Origin of the sequence: Pseudomonas sp. DR48, assembly GCF_019823085.1 — a bacterium.
GTDB lineage: Bacteria > Pseudomonadota > Gammaproteobacteria > Pseudomonadales > Pseudomonadaceae > Aquipseudomonas.
The window spans coordinates 2281617-2300590 of sequence record NZ_CP081946.1; the positions used below are offsets into that span (position 1 = coordinate 2281617).

Annotated in this window: 21 protein-coding genes; 10 read left to right on the forward strand and 11 right to left on the reverse strand. The window is 59.4% G+C overall.

Annotation, left to right across the window (positions count from 1 at the left end):
• Positions 1 to 262 precede the first annotated feature (262 nt).
• From hisB to K5K95_RS10480, 6 genes are all read left to right on the forward strand, one after another.
• Positions 263 to 856, forward strand: coding sequence for an imidazoleglycerol-phosphate dehydratase HisB (gene hisB / locus K5K95_RS10455; RefSeq protein ID WP_003218037.1), 594 nt, complete (start codon positions 263 to 265; stop codon positions 854 to 856).
• On the forward strand, positions 856 to 1494 hold the full coding sequence (hisH, locus tag K5K95_RS10460; protein ID WP_090176778.1) for an imidazole glycerol phosphate synthase subunit HisH: 639 nt from the start codon (positions 856 to 858) through the stop codon (positions 1492 to 1494). Before hisB ends, hisH begins: the two co-directional genes overlap by 1 nt.
• On the forward strand, positions 1495 to 1749 hold the full coding sequence (locus tag K5K95_RS10465; protein ID WP_222589383.1) for a DUF2164 domain-containing protein: 255 nt from the start codon (positions 1495 to 1497) through the stop codon (positions 1747 to 1749).
• Between the two features lie 98 nt (positions 1750 to 1847).
• Positions 1848 to 2597 (forward strand): 1-(5-phosphoribosyl)-5-[(5-phosphoribosylamino)methylideneamino]imidazole-4-carboxamide isomerase, encoded by a 750-nt coding sequence (hisA, locus tag K5K95_RS10470; RefSeq protein ID WP_090176772.1) that lies wholly within the window; start codon positions 1848 to 1850, stop codon positions 2595 to 2597.
• 91 nt (positions 2598 to 2688) lie between these two features.
• Positions 2689 to 3459, forward strand: coding sequence for an imidazole glycerol phosphate synthase subunit HisF (gene hisF, locus K5K95_RS10475; protein WP_007897430.1), 771 nt, complete (start codon positions 2689 to 2691; stop codon positions 3457 to 3459).
• Positions 3460 to 3825: 366 nt separating this feature from the next.
• Entirely contained in the window at positions 3826 to 4581 is a 756-nt protein-coding gene (locus K5K95_RS10480; protein ID WP_222589384.1) for a substrate-binding periplasmic protein, read from the forward strand.
• 146 nt (positions 4582 to 4727) lie between these two features.
• On the opposite strand, the gene K5K95_RS10485 is transcribed toward K5K95_RS10480, so the two are convergent.
• The 4 genes from K5K95_RS10485 to gpmI form a co-directional block, all read right to left on the reverse strand.
• Positions 4728 to 5495, reverse strand: coding sequence for a divergent polysaccharide deacetylase family protein (locus tag K5K95_RS10485; protein ID WP_222589385.1), 768 nt, complete (start codon positions 5493 to 5495; stop codon positions 4728 to 4730).
• Between the two features lies 1 nt (position 5496).
• The gene (locus K5K95_RS10490) at positions 5497 to 6816 is read right to left on the reverse strand and encodes a S41 family peptidase (RefSeq protein ID WP_222589386.1); all 1320 of its coding nucleotides are present in this window, start codon (positions 6814 to 6816) and stop codon (positions 5497 to 5499) included.
• Positions 6817 to 6850: 34 nt separating this feature from the next.
• Positions 6851 to 8149 carry a murein hydrolase activator EnvC family protein gene (locus K5K95_RS10495; RefSeq protein WP_222589387.1) on the reverse strand — a complete coding sequence of 433 codons (1299 nt, stop codon included), beginning with the start codon at positions 8147 to 8149 and terminating at the stop codon, positions 6851 to 6853.
• A gap of 230 nt (positions 8150 to 8379) precedes the next feature.
• Positions 8380 to 9909 carry a 2,3-bisphosphoglycerate-independent phosphoglycerate mutase gene (gpmI, locus tag K5K95_RS10500; protein ID WP_090176754.1) on the reverse strand — a complete coding sequence of 510 codons (1530 nt, stop codon included), beginning with the start codon at positions 9907 to 9909 and terminating at the stop codon, positions 8380 to 8382.
• A gap of 153 nt (positions 9910 to 10062) precedes the next feature.
• Here gpmI and K5K95_RS10505 point away from each other — a divergent pair, with 153 nt between their 5' ends.
• From K5K95_RS10505 to secB, 3 genes are read left to right on the forward strand one after another with little or no spacing between them, the layout of a single operon-like run.
• On the forward strand, positions 10063 to 10476 hold the full coding sequence (locus K5K95_RS10505) for a rhodanese-like domain-containing protein (RefSeq protein WP_222589388.1): 414 nt from the start codon (positions 10063 to 10065) through the stop codon (positions 10474 to 10476).
• Between the two features lies 1 nt (position 10477).
• Complete coding sequence (gene grxC / locus K5K95_RS10510) at positions 10478 to 10732, forward strand: glutaredoxin 3 (protein ID WP_222589389.1); 255 nt, start codon at positions 10478 to 10480, stop codon at positions 10730 to 10732.
• Between the two features lie 41 nt (positions 10733 to 10773).
• On the forward strand, positions 10774 to 11259 hold the full coding sequence (gene secB / locus K5K95_RS10515; RefSeq protein WP_150702707.1) for a protein-export chaperone SecB: 486 nt from the start codon (positions 10774 to 10776) through the stop codon (positions 11257 to 11259).
• Between the two features lie 129 nt (positions 11260 to 11388).
• On the opposite strand, the gene K5K95_RS10520 is transcribed toward secB, so the two are convergent.
• Positions 11389 to 11844, reverse strand: coding sequence for a tRNA (cytidine(34)-2'-O)-methyltransferase (locus tag K5K95_RS10520; RefSeq protein ID WP_008024914.1), 456 nt, complete (start codon positions 11842 to 11844; stop codon positions 11389 to 11391).
• Here K5K95_RS10520 and K5K95_RS10525 point away from each other — a divergent pair.
• Positions 11843 to 12283, forward strand: coding sequence for a hypothetical protein (locus tag K5K95_RS10525; protein WP_222589390.1), 441 nt, complete (start codon positions 11843 to 11845; stop codon positions 12281 to 12283). The two genes, K5K95_RS10520 and K5K95_RS10525, sit on opposite strands and share 2 nt — an antisense overlap.
• 541 nt (positions 12284 to 12824) lie before the next feature.
• On the opposite strand, the gene ntrC is transcribed toward K5K95_RS10525, so the two are convergent.
• From ntrC to glnA, 6 genes are all read right to left on the reverse strand, one after another.
• Positions 12825 to 14261 carry a nitrogen regulation protein NR(I) gene (gene ntrC, locus K5K95_RS10530; RefSeq protein ID WP_208670482.1) on the reverse strand — a complete coding sequence of 479 codons (1437 nt, stop codon included), beginning with the start codon at positions 14259 to 14261 and terminating at the stop codon, positions 12825 to 12827.
• Complete coding sequence (gene glnL, locus K5K95_RS10535; protein ID WP_222589391.1) at positions 14258 to 15343, reverse strand: nitrogen regulation protein NR(II); 1086 nt, start codon at positions 15341 to 15343, stop codon at positions 14258 to 14260. The genes ntrC and glnL overlap by 4 nt, the downstream gene beginning before the upstream one ends.
• A gap of 230 nt (positions 15344 to 15573) precedes the next feature.
• Positions 15574 to 16194, reverse strand: a complete 621-nt coding sequence (locus K5K95_RS10540) for a DUF4124 domain-containing protein (RefSeq protein ID WP_261398144.1) — start codon at positions 16192 to 16194, stop codon at positions 15574 to 15576.
• Positions 16191 to 16700, reverse strand: a complete 510-nt coding sequence (locus K5K95_RS10545; protein WP_222589392.1) for a DUF4124 domain-containing protein — start codon at positions 16698 to 16700, stop codon at positions 16191 to 16193. Before K5K95_RS10545 ends, K5K95_RS10540 begins: the two co-directional genes overlap by 4 nt.
• A 25-nt stretch (positions 16701 to 16725) precedes the next feature.
• A complete protein-coding gene (locus K5K95_RS10550; RefSeq protein WP_222589393.1) occupies positions 16726 to 17148 on the reverse strand; it encodes a cupin domain-containing protein in 423 nt (140 codons plus the stop codon).
• 179 nt (positions 17149 to 17327) lie between these two features.
• Entirely contained in the window at positions 17328 to 18734 is a 1407-nt protein-coding gene (gene glnA / locus K5K95_RS10555; RefSeq protein ID WP_010464555.1) for a glutamate--ammonia ligase, read from the reverse strand.
• Positions 18735 to 18974 lie beyond the last annotated feature (240 nt).

Here is an 18974-nt window from a genome sequence, read left to right on the forward strand (position 1 = left end):
CCCCGTGGGAGCGGGCTTGCCCGCGAAAGCGGTCTTACAGTCGACGGTTATGTTGAATGTGATGGCCTCTTCGCGGGCAAGCCCGCTCCCACATTGATCTGCGCCAGACACAGAATCCGTGTTTTGCTGGCTTGTATGGACATGTCTATCCCCGACAGCACGGAATTCACTCCGTCAGTCATATCACCTGCCGTGTTTCTGTTTCGCGCCCGCGCCCCTATAATGGTTGCCTTTTTCGCCCAATGATTTTGCGGAGCTGGTGATGGCCGAACGTAAGGCGTCAGTCGAGCGCGACACTCTGGAAACCCAGATCAAAGCCTCGATCAACCTGGATGGCACCGGAAAGGCCCGATTTGATATCGGTGTTCCTTTTCTTGAGCACATGCTGGACCAGATCGCCCGTCACGGGCTGATCGACCTGGATATTGTCAGCAAGGGCGACCTGCATATCGACGACCACCACACCGTGGAAGACGTCGGTATCACCCTGGGTCAGGCCTTTGCCAAAGCCATCGGCGACAAAAAAGGCATCCGTCGATACGGTCACGCCTATGTGCCGCTCGATGAAGCGCTGTCGCGCGTAGTGATCGACTTCTCCGGCCGTCCAGGCCTGCAGATGCATGTTCCCTACACCCGCGCCACCGTTGGCGGCTTCGACGTTGACCTGTTCCAGGAATTCTTCCAGGGCTTCGTCAACCACGCACTCGTCAGCCTGCACATCGACAACCTGCGCGGCACCAACACCCACCACCAGATCGAAACCGTGTTCAAGGCTTTCGGCCGCGCCCTGCGCATGGCCGTCGAGCTCGATGACCGCATGGCCGGTCAGATGCCGTCGACCAAAGGCGTTCTGTAATGCAGACGGTCGCGGTTATCGATTACGGCATGGGCAACCTGCACTCGGTGGCCAAGGCCCTCGAGCACGTTGGTGCCGGCAAGGTCCTGATCACCAGCGATGCCGATGTGATCCGCGAAGCCGACCGGGTGGTTTTCCCCGGCGTCGGCGCGATTCGCGATTGCATGGCGGAGATCCGTCGCCTGGGCTTCGATTCGCTGGTGCGCGAAGTCAGCCAGGATCGTCCGTTCCTCGGCATTTGCGTCGGCATGCAAGCCTTGCTCGACAGCAGTGAAGAGAACGATGGCGTCGACTGCATCGGCCTGTTCCCGGGCGCGGTGAAGTTCTTCGGCAAAGACCTGCATGAAGACGGCGAACATCTGAAAGTCCCGCACATGGGCTGGAACGAAGTGAAACAGACGGTGAGTCACCCGCTGTGGCACAACATTCCGGACCTGGCGCGTTTCTACTTCGTGCACAGTTACTACATCGCCGCCGGCAATGCGCGGCAGGTGGTGGGTGGCGGTCACTATGGTGTTGATTTCGCCGCAGCGCTGGCCGATGGCTCGCGTTTCGCCGTGCAGTTCCACCCGGAGAAGAGCCATACCCATGGCCTGCAATTGCTGCAGAACTTCGCCGCGTGGGATGGTCGCTGGTAAATGGCCAAGAAGAAGCCACCAATCCTGACCCTCACTCCCGAACAGGAGAACGAGGCGAACCAGAAGATCAAACGCTTCATGGAAGATCGCTTCGAACTGGACCTGGGTTCGTTCGAAGCGGCTGAAATCCTTGAGCTGTTTACCCGTGAAATTGCGCCGCATTATTACAACAGGGCGATTTTCGATGTGCAGACGCACCTCAAAGAGAGGTTCGAAAGCATCGAAAGCGACTTGTGGGCGCTCGAGAAAGAATAGAAGCAGCTGTAAGCCGAAAGCTTCAAGCTGCAAGAATTGGTCGCCGCACGCTTGCAGCTTGTCGCTTGCAACTTGCAGCTCTTTGACGAAGGAAAAGCATGCTTATTATTCCCGCTATCGATCTCAAGGACGGTGCCTGTGTTCGTCTGCGCCAGGGCCGCATGGAAGATTCCACAGTGTTCTCCGATGACCCGGTGAGCATGGCTGCCAAGTGGGTGGAAGGCGGTTGCCGCCGTCTGCATCTGGTCGACCTGAACGGTGCTTTCGAAGGCCAGCCGGTCAACGGCGAAGTCGTTACCGCGATTGCCAAGCGCTACCCGAACCTGCCGATCCAGATCGGCGGCGGTATCCGTTCCCTGGAAACCATCGAGCACTACGTCAAAGCGGGCGTGAGCTACGTCATCATCGGCACCAAAGCCGTGAAAGATCCGGCCTTCGTAGCCGAAGCCTGCCGCGCGTTCCCGGGCAAAGTGATCGTTGGCCTGGACGCCAAGGACGGCTTTGTCGCCACCGACGGTTGGGCTGAGATCAGCACCATTCAGGTGATCGACCTGGCCAAGCAATTCGAAGCCGACGGCGTGTCCGCGATCGTTTATACCGACATCGCCAAAGACGGCATGATGCAGGGCTGCAACGTTCCGTTCACGGCTGCGCTGGCTGCTGCCACGCGCATTCCGGTGATCGCTTCCGGCGGTATCCACAATCTGGGTGACATCAAATCGCTGCTCGACGCCAAGGCGCCAGGCATCATCGGCGCAATCACGGGCCGCGCGATTTATGAGGGCACGCTGGATGTGGCAGAAGCTCAGGCTTTCTGCGATAGCTACGCGACCAGCTCCAAGCTGTAAGCTACAAGCTGCAAGTTAGAAGCGTGACTGCGGTCCGCTCTTTCTTGCAGCTTGAAGCTTGAAGCTTGCAACTCTTAATCGGAGATTAAGCATGGCCCTGGCCAAACGCATCATCCCTTGCCTGGACGTGGACAACGGCCGGGTGGTCAAGGGCGTCAAGTTCGAGAACATTCGTGATGCTGGCGACCCGGTGGAAATTGCCCGTCGCTACGACGAGCAAGGTGCCGACGAGATTACCTTCCTCGACATCACCGCCAGCGTCGACGGTCGCGACACCACGCTGCATACCGTCGAGCGCATGGCCAGCCAGGTGTTCATCCCGCTGACCGTGGGCGGCGGCGTACGCACTGTGCAGGACATCCGCAACCTGCTCAATGCCGGCGCGGACAAGGTCTCGATCAACACCGCGGCGGTGTTCAACCCGGAATTCGTTGGCGAGGCTGCCCAGCATTTCGGTTCGCAGTGCATCGTCGTCGCCATTGACGCGAAGAAGGTCTCGGGACCGGGTGAAACCCCGCGCTGGGAGATCTTCACGCACGGCGGTCGCAAACCTACCGGCCTCGATGCCGTTGAGTGGGCGAAGAAGATGGAAGGCCTCGGTGCCGGCGAAATCCTGCTGACCAGCATGGACCAGGACGGCATGAAAAACGGCTTCGACCTGGGTGTCACCCGCGCCATCAGCGACGCGCTGGGCATCCCGGTGATTGCCTCCGGCGGCGTCGGCAACCTGCAGCACTTGGCCGACGGCATTCTCGAAGGCCACGCCAGCGCGGTGTTGGCGGCGAGCATTTTCCACTTCGGCGAATACACCGTGCAGGAAGCCAAGGCCTACATGGCGCATCGCGGCATCGTCATGCGATAACGTTGTCAACGAGCCGCGTCGGCCCCGGCTGATGTGGCTTGTTGCGCCTCAATCACGCGGCTGAGCACGTCAATCCTGGGTTCGGACGCTTGTCCCGACTTGTCATAAGCGATGCGGTGCAGTTGCCCAGGTTGGTTGCCAGGCGACCGACTGCTTGCCAGGTGCCTCTGAATACGTGACTGGAAAACCAGGCTGTTGCCGGTCATCACTAATTAATCAGGGGCAGGGTGGGGAGTGGCGGTAACTATTTACCTCAGCGAAGCTCTTGTGCTCTGCAGTTCGGATAGCAGTGTTATCAAAGTGCCAGTAGACATCATCGCAGGCTCAAGGCACTCTTGGGCACGCCATGGATTCCGGTAGCCTGACATGATCAAACGCCTGCTTCTTGCCCTCGCCAGCGCTTCGCTATTGCTCATCAATGGCGTGCACGCCGAAGAAAGTCCCGCCACCGACCTGGTGTTGCTGACGGAAAATTTCCCACCGTACAACATGGCGAAGAACGGCAAGAATTTCGCTCAGGACGAGAACATCAACGGCATCGCCGTCGACATTGTCCGTGCGATGTTCAAGCGCGCCGAAGTCTCCTACAGCTTGACGCTGCGTTTCCCTTGGGAGCGAATCTACAAACTCGCCCTCGAAAAACCCGGTTACGGCGTGTTCGTGATGGCGCGCTTGCCGGATCGCGAAAAGCTCTTCAAGTGGGTCGGCCCGATTGGCCCCGATGACTGGATCATGCTGGCCAAGGACGACAGCAAGATCAGCATCGAGTCGCTCGAACAGGCGCGCAAATACAAGATCGGCGCGTACAAGGGTGACGCAATCGCCGAGACGCTGGCCAAGCAAGGGTTGAATCCGATTGTGGTGCTGCGCGATCAGGACAACGCGAAAAAGCTGGAGAGTGGCCAGATTGATTTGTGGGCGACGGGTGATCCGGCCGGTCGTTATCTGGCGCGCCAGGAAGGGGTTAACGGCCTCAAGACGGTGTTGCGCTTCAACAGCGCGGAGCTGTATCTGGCCTTGAACAAGGATGTACCGGATGACGTGGTCGCCAGGCTACAGGCGGCACTGGATCAACTGCGCAAGGAAGGCGTCGTGGATGAAATCATGGCGCGGTATCTCTAACGGCCAGCACTGGATTTGTGCCATGCACAATCAAATGTGGGAGCGGGCTTGCTCGCGAATGCGGTGTATCAGGCAGCAATGATGTTGACTGACACACCGCATTCGCGAGCAAGCCCGCTCCCACAGTGGTTTTGTGTTGTTGCGGATTAGCGGTAGACGCCGTCCTTTCCATGCGCAGCCGTCGCGCGATTGCTGCGCACGCTGATCATCTGCTTGATGTCGATCCACTCAATCCCTTGAGCCTTCAGCCTTGGCAACTCGCGCTCCAGCACGGCCAGCGTCTGCGGGTACGGATGCCCGATCATCACCGCCGAACCCTGCTTGTGCGCCAAACTGATCGCCGTCTGCAACTGCGTCAGGATCGCCGCTTCAGTTCGCTCATCGTCCAGAAACACATCCCGCGAAACGCTCGCCAATCCGATCTTCTGTGCCTCGGCGGCCCCCACTGTCTGCGCGCTGGTGCGGCTGTCGACAAAGAACTTGTGCCGGCGCTGCAAATCCGCCATCAGCCAGGCCATGGCCGCCGGTTGTGCCGTCATGCGACTGCCCATGTGGTTGTTGATGCCAGCGGTGTAAGGCACGACCTTGAACGCTGCGTTCAGGCGTTTTTCCAGCTCGTCGACGGGTAAGTCGGGGTGCCAGGCGAACGGGCCGGTGGCCGGGTCCATGGGCATGTGCAGGATAACGATCTTGCCGGCGCGATAGGCCTCGCGGGCAAATTCGGTGGCGTGGGGAGTGTCGGGCATGATTGCCGTGGTCACAGGGCCAGGCAGGGCCAGCACACGGCGATCCCGGGGCAGGTTCTGCCCCAGGTCATCAATGATCAGAGTGATGTAGGCCTTTTGAGGGGCGGGCGCTGCATAAGCAACTCCCGCCAGACAGCACAACAGACCGATCAGCAACCGCAGGCGCATCTCAGCGGCCGGAGGTGATGCTCAGCCCTTTGAGCAGGCTCAAAGCCTGAGCCAGTTGGTAGTCATCATCCTGCGGCATGGCCTTGGCTTTGCTGCCGGAGCCGGTCGGTTTGTCGGCGCCGCCGTTGCCATTGCCCAGGTGACCTTGCAGATCGGCTTCCTTGAAGTACTCGCCGTCCTGTTCGCTGGTGATCTTGGCCTTGCGCACTTCGATGTCCGGGACTATGCCCTGAGCCTGGATCGAGCGGCCATTCGGCGTGTAGTAAAGCGCCGTGGTGATCTTCAGTGCGCGGTCGTTGTTCAGCGGCAGTACGGTTTGCACCGAGCCCTTGCCGAAACTGGTGGTGCCCATGACCACTGCGCGTTTCTGATCCTGCAAGGCGCCGGCAACAATTTCCGAGGCCGAGGCGCTGCCACCGTTGATCAGCGCAACCATTGGCACGGCTTCGCTTTCGTCTTTGCCGGTGGCGGAGAAGCGCAGCTCGGAGTTGGCGATGCGGCCTTTGGTGTAAACGATCAGGCCCTTGGTGATGAAATGGTCGACCACTTCCACCGCCGCTTGCAGGACGCCGCCCGGGTTGTTGCGCAGGTCGAGAATGATGCCGTTGAGCTTCTTGCCGTTTTCCTTGCGCAACTTGGCCAGGGCCTTGGAGACCTCTTCGCCGGTCTTGACCTGGAACTGGGTGATGCGGATGTAGCCGTAGCCCGACTCCAGCAGCTGGGCCTTCACGCTCTTCACCTGAATGATCGCGCGAGTCAGGACTACGTCGAACGGCGTGCCACCGTCGCGAACCAGGGTCAGGGTGATTTTCTGGCCGATCTTGCCGCGCATCTTGTCCACGGCTTCGGTCATGCTCTGGCCGCGGGTCGGCTGGCCGTTGATCTTGACGATGAAGTCGCCCGCCTGAATGCCAGCCTTGGAGGCCGGGGTGTCATCGATAGGCGAAACCACTTTGATGAAGCCGTCTTCGGCGCCGACTTCGATGCCCAGGCCGCCGAATTCGCCGCTGGTGCTTTCCTGCAATTCAGCGAAGTCTTCCGGGCCCAGGTAGGCGGAGTGCGGATCGAGATTGCTGAGCATGCCCTTGATGGCGTTTTCCAGCAGGGTCTTGTCGTCCACCGGTTCGACATAGGCTGCCTTGATCCGATCCATGACCTCGGCAAAGGTGCGCAACTCTTCCAGAGGCAATGGCGCCTTGGTGGTCGCAGCGGTGCCCGCAGGCGCGACAGCCGGGGCAGGTTGAGCGGCGAACGCCAGAGGCGCGCCGATCACCAGGGCGATCGTCAGGGCCAGCGAGGTAAGGCGGGACAAATGCAGCATGTCGAACGAACTCCTAATGTAGGTGACTCAACGCCTATCCTTGCGCGCGGCACCATTGCGCCGGATCACTCGGGTGACCCTGCTGACGAATAGCGAAATACAGCGCTGGCGTGTCCTGCCCGCCACTGTTGCCGACAGTGGAGATGGACTCACCGGCTTTTACCACGTCACCCGCAGACTTGAGCAGCGTCTGGTTGTGACCATAAAGACTCAAAAAACCGTTGCCGTGGTCGAGGATCACCAGCAGCCCGGCGCCACGCAGCCAATCGGCAAACACCACACGACCGCCATGCACGGCATGGACCTGGCTACCGGCGGGAGCGCTGATCATCACGCCGTCCCACTTGGTCCGGGAATCGTCGCCACGGGTTTCGCCAAAGCGTGCCAACAGTCGACCATCAACAGGCCAGGGAAGTTTTCCCCGGGAGGACGCAAAAGGGCCGCCAAAGGTTTCGCCTGAACTTGAAACCAGCGCGCCAGGTGTCGATTTAACAGGTTTGCGTGGGGCGTCGGTGGTCTCTGCGTCTGCAGCCGCCTGGGCCTCACGTAAACGCTTTTTTTCGGCTTCCTGCTGGGCGATCAGCGCTTTTTGTCGCGCTTCTTCAGCCTCTCGAGCCTGGCGAGCCAGGGTTTCTTCGATGGTTTTAAGGACTTTAGACAGGTCTGCCTGATCTTGCTCGCGGGCGGCGAGTTTCTGATCGCGCGCCTTCACGTCATCGCTGAGCTTGGCCAGGACTTGCTGGCGCTCCTTGCGAACCTTGTCGAGTTCATCGCGCTGGCTGTCCAGGCTGCTTTTCTGCACCAGCAATTGCGCCTGCTGCAGGTTGATGTCCTTTTCGACATTGGCCAGCTGGCGCAAGGTTTCGTTGAAATTCTTCAGCTGCTCCAGGCGAGCCTGGCTCAGGTAATCGTAATAGGTGAGGGTGCGGGCGAATTTCTCCGGATTCTGCTGGTTGAGCAGCAGCTTCAAATACTCCTGTCGGCCGTTCTGATAGGCCGCGCGGGCCTGAATGGCGATCAGTCGTTGCTGTTCAACGCGTGCGCTCTGGAGTTTTTTTTTCTCACCATCGAGTCGCTGCAGCTCGGATTCACTTTTCTTCAGCTCTTTTTGCAGGGTTTCGACCTGCTTCTCGAGCTTGCCCATCTCGGTCTCGGTGCCCTTGAGGTCCTTCTGCACACCGGATTTTTCTTCCTGCAGCTTGCCCAGCATTTTTTTCAGCTCGGCAATGTCCTGACGCGTAGCGTCCAACTGTTGTTGGGTTTGCGCGCGCTCGTCAGCAAAGGCCGGTTGGAGCAGGCAGGTCAGAGCGAGGGCTATCAGGACGCGAAGCATAGAGGCGGGTGATACCAGGGAAAGGGACGGCCTAGTATGCCCGCCAAGCGCCGCAAAAAAAATGCCCAATTGGGGCTGTGTGATGACTGGACCCAAAAACACCCACAAACCAATGTGGGAGCGGGCTTGCTCGCGAAAGCGCAGTGTCAGTCGACAGCAATGTTAGCTGACACTGCGCATTCGCGAGCAAGCCCGCTCCCACAGGGTTTGGTGGTGTTTGGAAGGTTGAGTTACACCAGAATCGATGTACCGGTCATTTCCGCCGGTTTCTCCAGGCCCATCAACATCAGCATGGTCGGCGCGACATCCGCCAGTACGCCGCCATCGCGCACCTTGAAATCACGTTTGCCGACATAAATGAACGGCACCGGCTCGGTGGTGTGGGCGGTGTGGGCCTGACCGGTGGAGGCGTCGGACATTTGCTCGACGTTGCCGTGGTCAGCGGTGATCAGCGCTTCGCCGCCAACCTTTTCCAGGGCCTCGACGATGCGGCCGACGCACAGGTCCAGGCATTCAACGGCTTTGACCGCGGCATCGAACACACCGCTGTGGCCGACCATGTCGCCGTTGGCGTAGTTGACCACGATCACGTCGTAGCGCTGGTTTTCAATGGCGTCGACGATGCGGTCAGTGACTTCCGGGGCGCTCATCTCGGGCTGCAAGTCATAGGTGGCGACTTTTGGCGACGGGATCAGGATGCGCTCTTCGCCCGGGAACGGTTCTTCACGACCGCCGGAGAAGAAGAAGGTCACGTGGGCATATTTCTCGGTTTCGGCGATGCGCAGTTGGGTCTTGCCGTTCTTCGCCAGGTAATCGCCCAGCACATTTTCCAGGCTGCCCGCCGCGAAGGCCGATGGCGCAGGAATGCTGGCGGCGTATTGGGTCAGCATGACGAAGCCGGCCAGTTTCGGCTGGCGTGCACGCTCGAATTCCTTGAAGTCGTCTTCGACGAACACACGGGTCAGCTCGCGGGCGCGGTCGGCGCGGAAGTTCATGAACACCACGGCGTCGCCGTCTTCGACTTTCACCGGTTCGCCGATGGAAGTGGCCTTGACGAATTCGTCGCTCTCGCCACGCTCGTACGCTGCTTGCAGGCCTTCCTGTGCGGTGGCAGCGTTGAATTCACCGTTGCCATCGACAATCAGGTTGTAGGCCTGGGCCACGCGATCCCAGCGGTTGTCGCGGTCCATGGCGAAATAACGACCGATGATGCTGGCGATCCGGCCTTTGCCGAGGGCCTGGAAGGTCGCGTCGAGCAGTTCGATGGACGACTGCGCGCTTTTCGGCGGCGTGTCGCGGCCATCGAGGAAGGCGTGCAGGTAAATTTTTTCAGCCCCGCGCTTGAAAGCCAGTTCGGCCATGGCCACCAGATGGTCCTGGTGACTGTGAACGCCGCCATCGGACAGCAGGCCCATGAAGTGCACGGCTTTACCGGCGGCGACGGCTTTATCGACGGCTGCGCAGATGGTCGGGTTCTCGAAAAACTCACCGTCGCGGATCGATTTGGTCACGCGTGTGAAGTCCTGATACACCACGCGGCCGGCGCCGAGGTTCATGTGGCCGACTTCGGAGTTGCCCATCTGGCCGTCCGGCAAGCCGACGTCCATGCCGCTGCCGGAGATCAGGCCGTTCGGCACGGTGGCCCACAAGCGGTCCAGTACGGGCTTCTTCGCCGCAAATACGGCGTTGGATTCAGGGCTCTCACTGTGACCGAAGCCATCGAGAATAATCAGGACCAAAGGTTTAGGCGTGGTAGTCATGGATTCCACTCGTGGCTGAATTAAAAGAGGGCGATGGAAAAGGGAGTGGCAGTTTAAAGCGAAGTTCCTGCGGCGTCACCGCCAGACGGGGTTTGGCCCACCATAGGGGCTGTGTATACTGGCCGACATTTTAACGCCCTGGAACCTCCTTCGATGGTTGCTCACCTGATTGAATTTGCCACTAACCACTATCTGCTCGTCGGTATCTTCATCGTACTGCTGGCGTTGCTGATCGCTTATCAGATGCAAGGCGGCGGCCGCAGCCTGAGTACCGGTGAGCTGACCGGCCTGGTCAACAAGGATGCGGGCATCGTGGTCGATATTCGTTCGGTCAAGGATTTCGCCGCCGGTCACATTGTTGGCGCGTTGAACATTCCGCACGACAAACTGGCGGCACGCATCGGCGAACTGGAAAAGCACAAGGCCAAGACCATCATACTGGTCGACGCCCTGGGCCAGACCGCCGGCACCCACGCCCGCGAACTGATGAAATCCGGCTTCACTGCCGCCAAGCTGTCCGGCGGTATTTCCAGCTGGAAAGGCGACAACCTGCCGTTGGTGAAGTGATATGAGCAACGTCATCGTCTATTCCAGCGATTACTGCCCTTACTGCTCGCGAGCCAAGTACCTGCTCGAGAACAAAGGCGTGGCCTTCGAAGAGATCAAGGTCGATGGCAAGCCGCAGGTGCGTGCCGCCATGGCCCAGAAGGCCGGACGTACGTCCGTGCCGCAAATCTGGATCGGCGAACGCCACATCGGCGGTTGTGATGATTTGTTTGCGCTTGAGCGCGCCGGTAAGCTCGACGCCATGCTCAAGGCCTGAGCGCCTTCCCTATAAGACCCCAAGATCAGAAAGGATCTGAGATGACTGACCAACAGAACACTGCAGCTAGCGAAGAAGAAACCGCACCGCAATTCTCCTTGCAGCGCATCTACGTACGTGACTTGTCCTTCGAAGCCCCGAAAAGCCCGGCAATCTTCCGCCAGCAGTGGGAACCGAGCGTCGGTCTGGATCTGAACACCCGCCAGAAGGCGCTGGAAAGCGACTTCCACGAAGTGGTGCTGACTTTGTCCGTGACCGTGAAAAACGGCGACGAAGTGGCGTTCATCGCTGAAGTGCAACAGGCCGGGATCTTCCTGATCAAGAACCTGGACGACGCTTCGATGAGCCACACCCTCGGCGCGTTCTGCCCGAACATTCTGTTCCCGTACGCTCGCGAGACCCTGGACAGCCTGGTGACCCGCGGTTCGTTCCCGGCCCTGATGCTGGCTCCGGTGAACTTCGACGCGCTGTACGCACAAGAACTGCAACGCATGCAAGCGGCTGGCGAGACTCCGACCGTTCAGTAACGGTCCTGAGTCAAAGCAAGTCCAATGTGGGAGCGGGCTTGCTCGCGAAAGCGGTGTAACAGTCAACGATGATGTTGAATGTTATGGCCCCTTCGCGAGCAAGCCCGCTCCCACATTTGTTATGCGGTGTTATTTGAACCCGAGCTGGCGCCAGCCTTCGTACACGGCAACCGCCACGGTGTTCGACAGGTTCAGGCTGCGGCAGCCTTCGCGCATCGGCAGGCGCAGGCGTTGTTCGCCGGGCAGGGCATCGAGTACCTCGGCTGGCAAGCCACGGCTTTCCGGGCCGAACAGGAAGGCGTCACCCTCGGCAAAACTGGCATCGTGGAACGGACGCGAGCCTTTGGTGGTGAACGCGAACACGCGAGGATGGCCAAGGCTCTCCAGGCAACTGGCAAGGTCGGCATGGCGTTGCAAGGTGGCATACTCGTGGTAATCGAGGCCGGCCCGGCGCAGACGCTTGTCGTCCATCTCGAAGCCCAGCGGTTCGATCAAATGCAGGTGGCAGCCACTGTTGGCGCACAGCCTGATAACGTTGCCGGTATTCGGCGGAATTTCTGGTTGGAAAAGGATGACGTGAAACATGCACGGCTCCGAAGGTAAAGATGAGCGGCATTCTACGCCGCCAGCCGATACACGTTCGAAACTATTACCGCGCGTGATGGCTTCACTGGCGATTGTCGGACTGATGGTGGGTTTGATGATCGGCCGTCTGACGACGCCCGACCCCAGCGAACTGCAACAGGTCGAGGTCACGGGCGATGGGCTGGTGGTGTGGTTCAACAACGAACCCAAGTCCCACGGTGAGTTTGTGGATGGCAGCCTCGGGCTGCTGTTCGAGGCTGAAGGCAAGGCGCAGAAAGGTCAGCTCAAAATCAACGACAAGGTCGTGAACTGGCGTACGCGTTTGAGTGATGGAGGGTTGTTGCTGACGGTGGTGGCGGCCCGGCCACTGCAGGGTGAGTGGGCCGGTAGCGAGGTCGATGGCCGCTGGCGGCTGGAGATCCATCTCCGAGAGCAATAAAAGAGGGAATCCCCGGCCTGCCTGTACCAAGGTTCCCAAAACGGCGGGGCTTGCGCATTGCGTCGCAAGCCCGGTGTAAAGAAGGAACCCCTGACCTGCCTGTATCAAGGGCCCCAAAACTGTTTGGGCTCGTCGCAAGTGCGGTGTGAGCCCGATGTAAAGAGGGGAATCCCCGGCCTGCCTGTACCAAGGTCCCCGAAACCGGGTAGTGAACTGAATCACTGAATGGACTATTGCAGGGGGCGTGCCAGGTTTTAACAAGTTGAAACAGAAAGCCGCACTGAAACGCTGAAAGCCCCGTATTACGGGGCTTTCGTGTTTATTTCATACGGGTTTGATTGCGAAAGCTGGCGGGATTCAGGGGCGGTTGCCGTGCTCGATTGCGGTTCACGGTGCATTCAGGCGGTGCACGGAAGGCTGTTGATCGTTCCCACGCTCCCGCGTGGGAATGCCTCAATGGACGCTCTGCGTCCGCTTCGGCAGGGACGCGGAGCGTCCCGGGCTGCATTCCCACGCAGAGCATGGGAACGATCGGTAAAAGTTAACCCTCTTCTCCCTCATCCTCATCCGCGCCATCGACCTTCATGCCCAGTTCCTTGATCTTGCGCGTCAGGGTATTGCGTCCCCAGCCCAGCAGGACGGCGGCATCGCGGCGGCGGCCGGCGGTGTGTTTGAGGGCGGTTTCGATCATGATTCGCTCGAACGCCGGCACGGCGCTGTCGAGTAGACTCGATTGACCGCGAGCCAACGCCTGGTCAGCCCACTGGCGCAGCGCTTGCTCCCAGTTGGTCACTGGCGCCGAATCCTGCGGCAGGTTCAACAGCTCTGGTGGCAGATCGCTGATGTGCACTTCGCGACCCGATGCCATCACCGTGATCCAGCGGCAGGTGTTTTCCAGCTGTCGAACGTTGCCGCCCCACGGCAGGTTCTTCAGGTATTCCTCGGTTTCGCTTTTGAGCAGTTTCGGCTCCACCGCCAGTTCTTGCGCGGCGCGGCTGAGGAAGTGCTTGGCGAGGGTCGGGATGTCTTCGCGACGGTCCGACAGCCTTGGAATATGAATACGGATCACGTTGAGGCGGTGGAACAAGTCCTCACGGAATTTCCCGGCGTGCACCAGGGTTTCCAGATTCTGGTGGGTTGCGGCGATGATTCGTACATCGACCTTCACCGGTACATGACCCCCGACGCGGTAGAACTCGCCATCGGCCAGTACGCGCAGCAAACGAGTCTGGGTGTCGGCCGGCATGTCGCCGATTTCATCGAGGAACAGGGTGCCGCCGTCCGCCTGCTCAAAGCGACCGCGACGCAGGTTCGCTGCACCGGTGAATGCGCCTTTTTCATGGCCGAACAACTCGGACTCCATCAGGTCCTTGGGGATCGCCGCCATGTTCAGCGCAATAAAAGGCGATGCCGCGCGTGGGCTGTGGCGGTGCAGGGCGTGGGCCACCAGCTCTTTACCGGTCCCGGACTCGCCGTTGATCAGCACGGTGATGTTGGAGTGGCTCAAGCGCCCGATGGCACGAAACACTTCCTGCATTGCCGGAGCTTCACCGATGATTTCCGGGGTGCGGGTCAGGGCGACCGGGACTTCCAGGCCTTGCTGTTCCTGGGCGTGCTGGTTGGCGCGCTTGACCAGGGAGACTGCTTCGTCAACGTCGAATGGCTTTGGCAGGTATTCAAACGCGCCGCCCTGATAGGACGCGACAGCGCTGTCCAGGTCGGAGTGCGCGGTCATGATGATCACTGGCAACCGTGGGTGTTGCTCGCGAATCCGTGCCAGAAGGTCCAGACCGCTGGCGCCCGGCATGCGGATGTCGGAAATGATCACGTCCGGCTGCTGGCGCGCCAGGCGGCTCATCACGCCATCGGCGCTGTCGAAGCTTTGCGTGGTCATGCCTTCTTGTTGCAAGGCTTTTTCCAGGACCCAACGGATAGAACGGTCGTCATCGACGATCCACACGGTTTCACTACGGCTCATGTCGATGTGGCTCCTTGTTCCAGTGGCAGAAAGATCGAGAAGGTGGTGTGGCCTGGGTGGCTGTCACACTCGATCAAGCCCTGGTGCTGGCTGATGATGTTCTGGGTAATGGCCAGGCCCAGCCCGGTACCGTCCGGGCGGCCGCTGACCATGGGGAAGAAAATGGTTTCTTGCAGGTCCGCGGGAATGCCGGGGCCGTTGTCGATGATTTCGATCTTGGTCACCAGGCGATGGCGCACGTGGCCGATGGTGAACTGGCGCATGGCGCGGGTGCGCAAGCTGATGCGGCCCAGACGCAGCTCGTTCTGGCTGCTGATGGCTTGCATCGCGTTGCGCACGATGTTCAGGACCGCCTGGATCATTTGTTCGCGATCGATCAATACGTCGGGAATGCTTGGGTCGTAGTCGCGCACCAGCGTGATGCAGCCCTGGCTTTCGGCTTCCACCAGATGAGAGACGCGCTCCAGCACTTCGTGGATGTTGCACATGGCCAGCGACGGCAGCTTGTTGGAGCCGAGCATGCGGTCAACGAGATTACGCAGGCGGTCGGCCTCTTCAATGATCACGTTGGTGTAATCGCGCAGGCTTTCTTCGGGCAGCTCACGGGCGAGCAGTTGCGCTGCCCCGCGAATGCCGCCCAGTGGATTCTTGATTTCGTGGGCGAGGCCGCGCACCAGCATCTTGCTGGTTTCCTGCTTGGACAGCTGCGCCTCTTCCTTGGTGATCCGCAGCAAGCGGTCACGGGGATGGACTTCGAGCAGCAGCATGGTGTCGCCGTTGGCGAGGATTGGCGTCACCGCATAGTCGACCGTCAGTGTCTGGCCGGTGAGGGCGGTGAGCATCGCTTCGCGCTTGGTGAAGGGGTGCGCCTGCTCCACCGCCTGGCGCAAGGAATTCAGCGCTTCGGTGGATTCGGTGAACAACTCGCTGATGAACTGCCCATGGCTACGCTGGCCGCTGATGGCCAGGAGCATCTCCGCCGCCGGGTTCATGTACTCGAGGCGCAGGTCGGCGTCGAGCAGGATGGTGGCGGTGGTCAGGTTGTCGAGTAGCAGTCGATGCAGTGCGTCGCTAATGGTCATCAGGACCTCTTTTGGAGCAGGGCATGCGCATGAATAACGCGCCGATACGAGGAAAATGCAAAAACCAAACCAAGGCTCCGAAAAGAAGCGTTTAAGGCCTGAAACGGGCGCTTGACGCTCGTTTGCGTGGCGTTCTGCCAGCTTTTGCGGGTAGTTTCGAACCAAAATGGGATGTGATGTGAGTACGGTGCAATCTATTGCACCAATATAGTGCGCAAACCTGAACGAGGTTAGAAGAAACGCAAGAAGGGATTTTTTTCTTCTTCAGGTTTGTCCTTGAGCGGACATTCCGGTCGTTGGCCGTAGTCGGCGAGGACGCAAGGTTTGACTTGGCGTTTTTGCGCCAGGGAGATACGCAGCATGTGGAAGGGCTGGTTGGCGGTGCGTTCGACAGTGCGACCGTCCTCGTCGAGGATTTCCACGGAGAGATTGTGGCTGCCACGGTCGATTTTATTCAGGGCGAAAACCGGGCTCGGCCCTGGTTCGGCGGTGGGTTGACCATCGAGCAGCAAACGGTAGCGATGCCCGTGTTGCAGACCGGGTTCGCTGGTGACGCTGACGATCAGCTCGCCGGCGTTGTTGCGAATCGTGGTGTCGGGCTCTGGCACCAGTATTCTGAGCATGTCGTAGTGGAACAGCGGCGTTGTTTCCATCTTCTTGCCAGCGATCACCGGTGCTGCGCCGCCGGGTTTGGCGGACATGCGGTTGCTTGTTGCCAGCGGAACGCGTTTGGCGCTGCCGGAGCCTGGCTGGTCGGTGTAGACACGATTGCCTTGGGCGTCGATGTAGGTGAAAACCTCGGCCGCCGCTGGCAGGGCACACAAGCAGGCGAGCAGAAGCCATAGCCTCACGGCTTGTGCACCCGTTGCACGGTGAAGGTCACGTTGGAACTTTGCTGCACGATGTTTTCTCCGTCGATGACCTGCACTGCGAGGCTGTGTGTGCCGCGATCAATATTGACCAGTTGCAGGATCGGCACGTTGCTCGCTTGGCCGTAAGGCTGATTGTCCAGTAACAGCCTCAGTAAATGGGGGCCTTGCAAGCGGGGTTTGATCAGCACGTTGACGGTAAAAGTGCCGTTGTTGGCGCGCAACGCTTCGGTGGTAGGCAGGTTGGTCAGCTCCAGCACCTCATAAGCGCTATGGGGCTGTTCGCGGCTCATGGGTTCGCCGGGCGGCGCAGAAGGCGGCTGGGGCTCGACACTGTTAAGCGGTGGCAGCTCGACCGCCTGCGCCGCGACGCCATCAGGCGGCTGATTGCTATAGGCGGTGTTGCCGTCGGCATCGGTGTATTTGTAAATCCGGGCCATCACGGGAAAAGCCAAAGACAGCAGCATAAACATTAAAAATGGCCGCATTCAGACTCCCTGTGAGCAGCGAGGATTACTCCGATAGTGGAATACCCTGGCTGCCAGCATAGAACACAATAAGTTCGACCGGCTCGTCACCGGTTTTCCCACGATGGGTAATGTTGACCATTTCGGCCAATGCCTCGCCTCGCTTATAGCGTCGGGTCTGACCGCTGTCCCTGCTTTCAATGGTCAGCTCGCCGGCAAGAATGTACGCCGCGTTGGGGATGGGGTGAGTGTGCCATTGAATTTCGGTGTTGGCCGGTATCTTGAGTTTGAGCAGGGACAGTTCTGGTGCGGTGTCGGGATAGTGAGCGTAACGCGTGCCGTCCCAGGACGCGCTGCTTTGAAGTAGCAGGCTGCGTTCTATTCCTGTCGGTGCGGAGGGAGTGGTACACGCCTGCAGAGCCAGGGGCACGAGAGCGAGAAGTAATGCCTTGAGAGAATGGTGGTTCATTGTCCAATCCTTTGAGTGAAAGCAGCCCCAAGGCTACGAGCAACTCAAAGAGGTTTATGCCGGACGATGCTGTAAATGCCCGGGGAGATGGGGAAAGCCGTTGTCGGAAATTGCCCCAAAAAAAAGGCCTCCCGAAGGAGGCCTCTCTTTTTCACGCCGCGTGTTGCAGCGCTACCGGATCAGCAGCTGTAGTACAGCTCGTATTCCAGTGGGTGTACGAAGGTACGAACCTTGATTTCTTCTTCGCTTTTCAGAGCGATGTAAGCGTCGATGAAGTCGTCGCTGAAAACGCCGCCTTTGGTCAGGAACGCACGACCTTTGTCCAGCTCTTCCAGGGCTTCTTTCAGGCTGCCGCAAACTTGTGGGATCTCTTTCGCCTCTTCAGGCGGCAGGTCGTACAGGTTTTTGTCAGCTGCGTCGCCAGGGTGGATCTTGTTCTGGATGCCGTCCAGGCCAGCCATCAACAGTGCAGCAAAGCCCAGGTACGGGTTGGCTGCTGGATCCGGGAAACGTGCTTCGATACGGCGAGCGCGAGGGCTGGACACGTAAGGAATACGGATCGAAGCGGAACGGTTGCGAGCCGAGTAGGCCAGCATTACTGGAGCTTCGAAACCTGGGACCAGACGCTTGTAGGAGTTGGTCGACGGGTTGGTGAAGCCGTTCAGGGCCTTACCGTGCTTGATGATGCCGCCAATGAAGTACAGGGCGGTGTCGGACAGGCCGGCATAACCTTCGCCAGCGAAGGTGTTCTTGCCATCTTTGGCGATGGACAGGTGGACGTGCATACCCGAACCGTTGTCGCCGTACAGCGGCTTAGGCATGAAGGTCGCGGTGCGGCCGTATGCATCAGCAACGTTGTGTACGCAGTATTTCAGGGTCTGAACTTCGTCAGCCTTGGCAACCAGGGTGTTGAACTTCACACCGATTTCGTTCTGGCCGGCAGTCGCCACTTCGTGGTGGTGAACTTCGATGACCAGGCCCATTTCTTCCATGGCGTTGCACATGGAGGTACGGATTTCGTGGTCGTGGTCGAACGGTGGAACCGGGAAGTAGCCGCCTTTGACGCCTGGACGGTGGCCTTTGTTGCCGCCTTCCACGTCCTGGTCGGACATCCAGGAACCTTGTTCGGAGTAGATCTTGAACATGGAACCGGAGATGTCGGACTTGAACTTCACTTCGTCGAAGATGAAGAATTCTGGCTCCGGGCCAACAAATACGGTGTCGCCGATACCGGTCGACTTCAGGTATTCCTCGGCACGCTTGGCGATCGCACGTGGGTCACGGTCGTAGCCTTGCATGGTCGAAGGCTCGATCACGTCGCAAACCAGGATCAGGGTTGGCTCTTCGGTGAACGGGTCGAGGACAGCGGTGCTGTCGTCCGGCATCAGGATCATGTCGGAAGCTTCGATGCCTTTCCAGCCAGCGATGGAGGAACCGTCGAACATTTTGCCTTCTTCGAAGAAAGCTTCATCCAGCGCGTCGCGAGCCGGCATGGTCACGTGGTGCTGAGTGCCTTTGGTGTCCGTGAAGCGCAGATCAATCCACTTGACGTCATGATCTTTGATGAGTTGAACCGACTTCGACATAGTGTCCTCCGGGTGGCTTCGGGCTTAGTAGTGGATGCCCTTAGAATGTGGGTGATGCCGGCGCGAATACTCTGCCAAGGCAACCTGCCTCACAAGGGAGCAAATTGCATGCCAGTGCCCCACCATGGGTTTTTTGCCCCAATTTCACGCTTATAAAGGTGCAAAGCGGCGCAAAGCTGAAAATCACGCCCTGTAATGTAGCGTTTAAATCGGCAAATGACCCGTTTTGGTGCGCGCGAA

Excerpts from the sequence above, each read along its gene's own strand:
- hisB (WP_003218037.1), top strand. The coding sequence starts at position 263 with ATGGCCGAACGTAAGGCGTCAGTCGAGCGCGACACTCTGGAAACCCAG.
- hisH (WP_090176778.1), top strand. The coding sequence starts at position 856 with ATGCAGACGGTCGCGGTTATCGATTACGGCATGGGCAACCTGCACTCG.
- K5K95_RS10465 (WP_222589383.1), top strand. The coding sequence starts at position 1,495 with ATGGCCAAGAAGAAGCCACCAATCCTGACCCTCACTCCCGAACAGGAG.
- hisA (WP_090176772.1), top strand. The coding sequence starts at position 1,848 with ATGCTTATTATTCCCGCTATCGATCTCAAGGACGGTGCCTGTGTTCGT.
- hisF (WP_007897430.1), top strand. The coding sequence starts at position 2,689 with ATGGCCCTGGCCAAACGCATCATCCCTTGCCTGGACGTGGACAACGGC.
- K5K95_RS10480 (WP_222589384.1), top strand. The coding sequence starts at position 3,826 with ATGATCAAACGCCTGCTTCTTGCCCTCGCCAGCGCTTCGCTATTGCTC.
- K5K95_RS10485 (WP_222589385.1), bottom strand. The coding sequence starts at position 5,495 with ATGCGCCTGCGGTTGCTGATCGGTCTGTTGTGCTGTCTGGCGGGAGTT.
- K5K95_RS10490 (WP_222589386.1), bottom strand. The coding sequence starts at position 6,816 with ATGCTGCATTTGTCCCGCCTTACCTCGCTGGCCCTGACGATCGCCCTG.
- K5K95_RS10495 (WP_222589387.1), bottom strand. The coding sequence starts at position 8,149 with ATGCTTCGCGTCCTGATAGCCCTCGCTCTGACCTGCCTGCTCCAACCG.
- gpmI (WP_090176754.1), bottom strand. The coding sequence starts at position 9,909 with ATGACTACCACGCCTAAACCTTTGGTCCTGATTATTCTCGATGGCTTC.
- K5K95_RS10505 (WP_222589388.1), top strand. The coding sequence starts at position 10,063 with ATGGTTGCTCACCTGATTGAATTTGCCACTAACCACTATCTGCTCGTC.
- grxC (WP_222589389.1), top strand. The coding sequence starts at position 10,478 with ATGAGCAACGTCATCGTCTATTCCAGCGATTACTGCCCTTACTGCTCG.
- secB (WP_150702707.1), top strand. The coding sequence starts at position 10,774 with ATGACTGACCAACAGAACACTGCAGCTAGCGAAGAAGAAACCGCACCG.
- K5K95_RS10525 (WP_222589390.1), top strand. The coding sequence starts at position 11,843 with ATGCACGGCTCCGAAGGTAAAGATGAGCGGCATTCTACGCCGCCAGCC.
- K5K95_RS10520 (WP_008024914.1), bottom strand. The coding sequence starts at position 11,844 with ATGTTTCACGTCATCCTTTTCCAACCAGAAATTCCGCCGAATACCGGC.
- ntrC (WP_208670482.1), bottom strand. The coding sequence starts at position 14,261 with ATGAGCCGTAGTGAAACCGTGTGGATCGTCGATGACGACCGTTCTATC.
- glnL (WP_222589391.1), bottom strand. The coding sequence starts at position 15,343 with ATGACCATTAGCGACGCACTGCATCGACTGCTACTCGACAACCTGACC.
- K5K95_RS10545 (WP_222589392.1), bottom strand. The coding sequence starts at position 16,700 with ATGCGGCCATTTTTAATGTTTATGCTGCTGTCTTTGGCTTTTCCCGTG.
- K5K95_RS10550 (WP_222589393.1), bottom strand. The coding sequence starts at position 17,148 with ATGAACCACCATTCTCTCAAGGCATTACTTCTCGCTCTCGTGCCCCTG.
- glnA (WP_010464555.1), bottom strand. The coding sequence starts at position 18,734 with ATGTCGAAGTCGGTTCAACTCATCAAAGATCATGACGTCAAGTGGATT.